The sequence below is a fragment of the Ideonella sp. B508-1 genome (genome assembly GCF_000333615.1).
In the GTDB taxonomy this organism is placed as follows: Bacteria; Pseudomonadota; Gammaproteobacteria; order Burkholderiales; family Burkholderiaceae_C; genus Ideonella.
On sequence record NZ_BADL01000062.1, the window covers coordinates 1 to 6378 of the forward strand.

Annotated in this window: 7 protein-coding genes and 1 pseudogene; 5 read left to right on the top strand and 3 right to left on the bottom strand. The window is 68.5% G+C overall.

Features of this window, described 5'->3' with window-relative positions; translation table 11 throughout:
• Both I73_RS02855 and I73_RS02860 read left to right on the top strand, forming a co-directional pair.
• Positions 1-214 (top strand): diacylglycerol kinase (locus tag I73_RS02855; RefSeq protein ID WP_022979238.1); only part of this gene is annotated, 214 nt, incomplete at its 5' end.
• Positions 211-807: a TIGR00730 family Rossman fold protein gene (locus I73_RS02860; protein ID WP_022979239.1), complete on the top strand. Its 597-nt coding sequence runs from the start codon at positions 211-213 to the stop codon at positions 805-807. The genes I73_RS02855 and I73_RS02860, both read left to right, overlap by 4 nt.
• 13 nt (positions 808-820) lie before the next feature.
• On the opposite strand, the gene I73_RS02865 is transcribed toward I73_RS02860, so the two are convergent.
• Positions 821-1159, bottom strand: coding sequence for a P-II family nitrogen regulator (locus I73_RS02865; protein WP_022979240.1), 339 nt, complete (start codon positions 1157-1159; stop codon positions 821-823).
• 45 nt (positions 1160-1204) lie between these two features.
• Positions 1205-2904 (bottom strand): annotated as a pseudogene (locus tag I73_RS25615) (NAD+ synthase).
• On the opposite strand from I73_RS25615, the gene I73_RS02875 reads away from it, so the two are divergent.
• On the top strand, positions 2903-4087 hold the full coding sequence (locus I73_RS02875) for a GNAT family N-acetyltransferase (protein ID WP_022979241.1): 1185 nt from the start codon (positions 2903-2905) through the stop codon (positions 4085-4087). The pseudogene I73_RS25615 and the gene I73_RS02875 overlap by 2 nt on opposite strands.
• Before the next feature lie 84 nt (positions 4088-4171).
• Here the strand turns inward: I73_RS02875 and ppa are convergent, their stop codons facing one another.
• Entirely contained in the window at positions 4172-4705 is a 534-nt protein-coding gene (gene ppa / locus I73_RS02880; RefSeq protein WP_022979242.1) for an inorganic diphosphatase, read from the bottom strand.
• Positions 4706-4806: 101 nt separating this feature from the next.
• Here ppa and aat point away from each other — a divergent pair, with 101 nt between their 5' ends.
• A complete protein-coding gene (gene aat / locus I73_RS25620) occupies positions 4807-5574 on the top strand; it encodes a leucyl/phenylalanyl-tRNA--protein transferase (RefSeq protein ID WP_022979243.1) in 768 nt (255 codons plus the stop codon).
• Positions 5571-6329, top strand: coding sequence for an arginyltransferase (locus tag I73_RS02890; RefSeq protein WP_022979244.1), 759 nt, complete (start codon positions 5571-5573; stop codon positions 6327-6329). Before aat ends, I73_RS02890 begins: the two co-directional genes overlap by 4 nt.
• The last annotated feature ends 49 nt before the right edge of the window (positions 6330-6378 follow it).

Genomic DNA, 6378 nt, shown 5'->3' on the forward strand with positions numbered 1-6378 from the left:
CGGCCTGCTGGCCGGTTCGGTCATCCTGGTGCTGGTGGTGGAACTGCTGAACACCGCGGTGGAGTCCGCCATCGACCGGATCGGACCGGAGCGGCATGAACTCTCCGCCCGCGCCAAGGACCTGGGCAGCGCCGCCGTGCTGCTGAGCCTGCTGCTCGCAGGGGGTCTGTGGACGGGCGCCTTGTGGCAACGTTTTGGAGGCAGCGGCGCATGAGCCAACGGCCCTTTTCGGTGTGTGTCTACTGCGGCTCCCGTCCTGGCAGCCAGGCGGTCTACGCGGACAGCGCCAAGCGCCTGGGCGCGGAGCTGGGGCGCCGGGGCTGGCGCCTGGTCTACGGTGGCGGACATGTGGGGTTGATGGGCATCGTGGCGGATGCCGCCCTGGCGGCTGGCGCGCCGGTCCTGGGGGTGATCCCGCAGCGACTGCAGGCCCGCGAGGTGGGCCACCGGGGCCTGACCGAGTTGGTGGTGGTGGACAACATGCACCAGCGCAAGCAACGCATGGCCGAGGAGGCCGACGCCTTCATCGCCCTGCCCGGCGGCCTGGGCACCTTCGAAGAACTCTTCGAAGTCTGGACCTGGCACCACCTGGGCTACCACAGCAAGCCGATCGGCCTGCTGAACGTGGCCGGTTTCTACCAGCCACTGCTGGACTTCATGGCCGCGGCCCACAACCAGGGCTTCGTCGACGCCAGCCAGCAGCAGGCGCTGACGGTGGACGACACCCCGGGCCGCCTGCTGGACCGCATCGCGGCCCGCGCCGGCCAGCCGGGACAGCCCGGCGCCGAGGACTACGCCGCCATCTGAGGCGGCGCCAAGCTCAGACCGCGTTCGCGTCGGTCTCGCCGGTGCGGATGCGCACCACCTGCTCCACCGCCGTGACGAAGATCTTGCCGTCGCCGATCTTGCCGGTCTTGGCGGCCTTCACGATGGCGTCGATCGCATGGTCCAGGTCCTCGTCGCGGACGACGACTTCGACCTTCACCTTGGGCAGGAAGTCCACGACGTACTCGGCACCGCGATAGAGCTCGGTGTGGCCCTTCTGGCGACCGAAACCCTTCACCTCGGTCACGGTCAGGCCCGACACCCCCACGCTGGCCAGTGCCTCGCGCACTTCTTCCAGCTTGAAGGGCTTGATGATGGCGGTGATCTGCTTCATGTGTGTTCTCCGTGTGGGGGATGCGCGGATGCGTGTTGCGCAGATTTAAGCACGGAACTTCGACGTGATCGGATAGCGCCAATCCCGCCCGAATGCCCTGTGGGTGATTCGGATGCCCACCGGAGACTGGCGGCGCTTGTACTCGTTGATCTTGATGAGCCGGGTGACCTTCTCGACATCCTCGCGCGCGAAGCCGGCCGCGACGATCTCCTCGATGCCCTGGTCCTCTTCCATGTAGCGCGCCAGGATGGCGTCCAGCACCTCGTAGGGGGGCAGACTGTCCTGGTCGGTCTGATCCGGCCGCAGCTCGGCCGAGGGCGGCCGGGTGATGATGCGCTCCGGGATCACCGGCCCGATGCTGCCGTCGGCGCGCCGGGTGGGCTGGCGGTTCTTCCATTCGGCCAGACGGTAGACCAGGGTCTTGGCCACGTCCTTGATGACCGCGAAGCCGCCCGCCATGTCGCCGTAGAGCGTGCAGTAGCCGGTGGCCATCTCGCTCTTGTTGCCGGTGGTCAGCACGATGGACCCGATCTTGTTCGACAGGGCCATCAGCAAGGTGCCGCGGATGCGGGCCTGGATGTTCTCCTCGGTCGTGTCCTCCGGAAGGCCGGCGAACTGGGCCGCCAGCGCCTGCTTGAAACCTTCGAACACCGGGGAGATGGCGATCTCGTCGTAACGCACGCCCAGGCGCTCGGCCATGTCGCGGGCATCCAGCCATGAAATATCCGCCGTGTAGGGCGAGGGCATCATCACCGCGCGCACCTTGTCGGCCCCCAGGGCGTCCACCGCAATGGCCAGCACCAGGGCCGAATCGATGCCGCCGGACAGGCCGATGATGGCGCCGGGGAATCCGTTCTTGCCGATGTAGTCGCGCACGCCCATCACCAGGGCCTGCCAGGCCTGGCCCTCCAGCGGCGGCAAGGGGGCCAGCGGGCCGCTGACACGGCCATCGGCGTTCACCGAGACCACCAGCGTGGCCGGCTCGAAGCTGGGCGCGCGAGCACCCACCAGACCCTGGGCATCCAGCGCGAAGGAGGCGCCGTCGAACACCACCTCGTCCTGCCCCCCCACCATGTGGGCATAGAGCAGGGGCAGACCCACCGCGCGGGCCCGCTGGGCCATGCGCGCCTCGCGCTCGCCGTGCTTGTCCAGGTGGAAGGGCGAGGCGTTGAGCACGCACAGCAGCTGGGCACCGGCGGCCTTGGCGGCCTCGGCCGGCTCGTCGAACCAGGCGTCCTCGCAAATCAGCAGACCACAACGCAGCCCGTCCACCTCGAAGACGACCGGCCCGCAACCGGCATCCCGCCCGGAGGCGAAATAGCGGCGCTCATCGAAGACCTGGTAGTTGGGCAGCTCGCGCTTGCAATAGGTGGCCTGCACCTGCCCCCCTGCCAGCACCGAGGCCGCAATGAAGCGCCTCGGCAAGGAAAGAGACTTCGACCTAACATCGTCGTGCGCGTCCCAGTCCTGCGGGTGGCCAACGAACACATGCAGGCCCGCGCAATTGGCCAGCTCGGCCGCCAGTCGCGCAGGGTGCGGGCACAGGCCGCCATGAAGGCGGACGCAGCAGCAGGTCCTCGGGCGGATAGCCCGTCAGTGCCAGCTCGGGCGCCAGCACCAACTGGGCGCCCCTGCGCATGGGCCTCGCGAGCGGCCTGGGCGATCAGGCGGGCATTGCCGGCCAGGTCGCCGACGGTGGCGTTGATCTGGGCCAGGGCGACGGAAAGGGTGACCGGAGAGGACATGGCAGACGAAGAAATGGACGCGTCGGATTATCACATCGGGGTCCATGCCCATCCCGATGAACTGGACGCCGCCGCATGGGACGCGCTGCTGGCGCAGCAGGCCCGACCCACACCCTTCATGCGCCACGCCTATCTGTGCGCGCTGGTCAATTCCGGCAGCGCCACGGCCGACACCGGCTGGGCCCCGGTCTTCTTCAGCGTGCGCCGGGCCGGGCGGCTGGTGGGCGCCACCGCGGCCTGGCTGAAGAGCCACTCCTATGGCGAATACGTCTTCGACTGGGCCTGGGCCGACGCCTATGCCCGCCACGGCCTGGACTACTACCCCAAACTGCTGGATGCCGTGCCCTTCACCCCGGTGCCCGGCAGCCGCCTGCTGGCCGAGGACGACACCGTCCGGCGCCTGCTGCTGCGCACCCTGCGCCAGTGGGCCGCGCAAAACCGGCTGTCCTCCACCCACCTGCTGTTCCTGGATGAGGATGAGCAGGCCCTGGCGCAGGAGGCGGGCTACATGCTGCGCCAGGGCGTGCAATTCCACTGGCACAACCGGCCTGACACGCCTTATGCCGATTTCGCCGAGTTCCTGGCCACCTTGCAACGCGAGAAGCGCAAGAAGATCCAGCAGGAGCGCCGCAAGGTGGAGGCCAGCGGCGTGCAGTTCCGGGTGCGGGAGGGCACACAGATCAGCGACGCCGACTGGGACTTCTTCCACCACTGCTACGGTTTGACCTACCGGGCCCACCGGTCCACGCCCTACCTGAGCCGGGACTTCTTCACCCGCATGGCCCGCGAGCTGCCGGCCCACTGGCTGATGTTCATCGCCGAGCGTGACGGCGCACCGGTGGCGGTCTCCCTGCTGGCCATCGACCGCGACCGTGGCGCGGCCTGGGGCCGTTACTGGGGCGCCACCGAGACGATCGACTGCCTGCACTTCGAGGCCTGCTACTACCAGCCCCTGGCCTGGTGCATCGACCAGGGCTTCCAGCGCTTCGAAGGCGGTGCCCAGGGCGAGCACAAGATGGCCCGGGGCCTCCTGCCGGTGCGCACCGCCTCGGCCCACTGGCTGGCCCACCCCGAGTTCTCCCGCGCGGTGGAGGACTTCCTGGCCCGGGAGGGTGCCGGCATGGACGGCTATCTGGACGAGCTGCGCGAGCGCAATCCCTTCAAGACCGTCACGCCCGAGTGACACCCCCATGAAAAAAAGCCGCCTGGGTGCCCCCGGGCGGCTTTCATCGCGGAACGCGCCACAGCGCGTCCCAGCGCGCGTCGATCAGGCCTTGTCGGCGTAGCGCTTCAGACCGTCGGTGATTTCCGCCTTGGCAGCCGCGGTGTCCAGCCAGCCTTCGACCTTGACCCACTTGCCCTTCTCCAGGTCCTTGTAGTGCTCGAAGAAGTGCTGGATCTGCTTGAGCACCAGCTCGTTCAGGTCTTCCAGCTTGGTGATGTGGGCGTGGCTGGGCAGCAGCTTCTCGGTGGGCAGGGCCAGCAGCTTGGCGTCACCACCGGCCTCGTCGGTCATGTTGAGCATGCCGATGGCACGGCAGGTGACCACCGAGCCCGCCACCAGCGGGAAGGGGGTGATGACCAGCACGTCCACCGGGTCGCCGTCGGCGGCCAGGGTCTGGGGGATGAAGCCGTAATTGCACGGATAGTGCATGGCCGTGCTCATGAAGCGGTCCACGAACAGCGCGCCGGAGGCCTTGTCCACCTCGTACTTGACGGGATCGGCGTTGGCCGGGATTTCGATGATGACGTTGAATTGCTCGGGAGCCTTGGCGCCCGGGGTCACGTTGTTCAGGCTCATGCTTGTCTCGGTGGTGTGAGGAAGGGAACGGGATTGGGGCGCCATTCTACGGATGCCGGCCAACGCCAGCTGACCGGGCCAAGCCACGATATGCTGCACGCATGCAGCTGCCCTGGCTTGGCGAGCACACCCCCTTTCCCCCCACGCAAGCGGCGCTGGGGCCGAACAGCGACGCCCCGGGCCTGCTGGCCGCCGGCGGCGGGCTGGACGTCCCCCGCCTGCGCGAGGCTTACCGCCACGGCATCTTCCCCTGGTATGGCGAGGGCCAGCCCATCCTGTGGTGGAGCCCGGACCCGCGCATGGTGCTGCCGGTGGCCGAGTTCCGCCTCAGCCGCTCGCTGCGCAAGACGATCCAGAAATTCCTGGCCACCCCGGGCTGCGAAATCCGTTTCGACCACGACTTCCGGGCGGTGATCACCGCCTGCGCGCAGACGCCCCGCGAGGGCCAGCCCGGCACCTGGATCGTGCCGGAGATGGTGGAGGCCTATGTCCGGCTGCACCTGGCCGGTCATGCCCACAGCGTGGAGACCTGGATCGACGGCCGGCTGGCGGGCGGCCTCTACGGCATCGGCCTGGGCCGGATGTTCTTCGGCGAATCGATGTTCGCCTGGCAGACCGATGCCTCCAAGATCGCTCTGGCCGCCCTGGTGGCCTTCTGCCGGGCCGAGCAGATCGGGATGATCGACTGCCAGCAGCACACCCAACACCTGGCCAGCCTGGGGGCGCGCCTGCTGCCCCGCCCCCAGTTCGAGGGCCACCTGGCCGCCACCGTGGATGCACCACCACCCTGGCGCTGGTCCTATGATCGGGCCCATTGGGAACGGCTGGGGATCGCCGTGCCCGCCCTGAAGGTCTCCCTCGCGCCGTGACCCATCCGAAAGAGCTTCCGTTCTCCTCGCTGCAGTTCTACGCCACGGCGCCCTACCCGTGCAGCTACCTGCCGGACCAGACGGCGCGCTCCCAGGTCGCCACGCCCAGCCACCTCATCCACGCCGAGACCTATTCCGCCCTGGTGGCCTGCGGCTTCCGACGCAGCGGCCTGTTCACCTACCGGCCTTACTGCGATCAATGCCGGGCCTGCGTGCCCCTGCGCATCCCGGTGGACCGATTCGAGCCTGACCGCAGCCAGCGGCGGGCCCGCGCCGCCCACCAGCAGCTGCGCAGCCGGGTCACCCGACTGGGCTTCTCGGAAGAACATTACGCCTTGTACCTGCGTTACCAGGCCGCCCGCCACGCCGGAGGCGGCATGGACCAGGACAGCGTGGATCAGTACACCCAGTTCCTGCTGCAAAGCCGGGTCAACTCCCGGCTGGTCGAATTCAGGGAGCCGGCCGAACAGGGCCCCGGCGTGCTGCGCATGGTCTCCATCGTCGACATCCTGGCCGATGGCCTGTCGGCGGTCTACACCTTCTACGACCCTGACGCGCCGGGCAGTTACGGCACCTATGGCGTGCTCTGGCAGATCGAACAGACCCGCCAGCTCAAACTGCCCTACCTCTACCTGGGTTACTGGATCGCCCAGAGCCCGAAGATGGCCTACAAGACCCGCTTCCGCCCCCATCAGCTGCTGGTGGACGAGCGCTGGGTCGATGCACCACCGGCCGGCCGGTCGACCCCTACCTGAGCTTCGTCGCCCCAGGCCGCAGTTCGTCGCATGGGGGCGGGCGTCCGGT

What these genes read in the sequence shown, in the direction of transcription:
- I73_RS02860 (WP_022979239.1), top strand. Translation starts at nt 211, where the DNA reads ATGAGCCAACGGCCCTTTTCGGTGTGTGTCTACTGCGGCTCCCGTCCT.
- I73_RS02865 (WP_022979240.1), bottom strand. Translation starts at nt 1,159, where the DNA reads ATGAAGCAGATCACCGCCATCATCAAGCCCTTCAAGCTGGAAGAAGTG.
- ppa (WP_022979242.1), bottom strand. Translation starts at nt 4,705, where the DNA reads ATGAGCCTGAACAACGTGACCCCGGGCGCCAAGGCTCCCGAGCAATTC.
- aat (WP_022979243.1), top strand. Translation starts at nt 4,807, where the DNA reads ATGCAGCTGCCCTGGCTTGGCGAGCACACCCCCTTTCCCCCCACGCAA.
- I73_RS02875 (WP_022979241.1), top strand. Translation starts at nt 2,903, where the DNA reads ATGGCAGACGAAGAAATGGACGCGTCGGATTATCACATCGGGGTCCAT.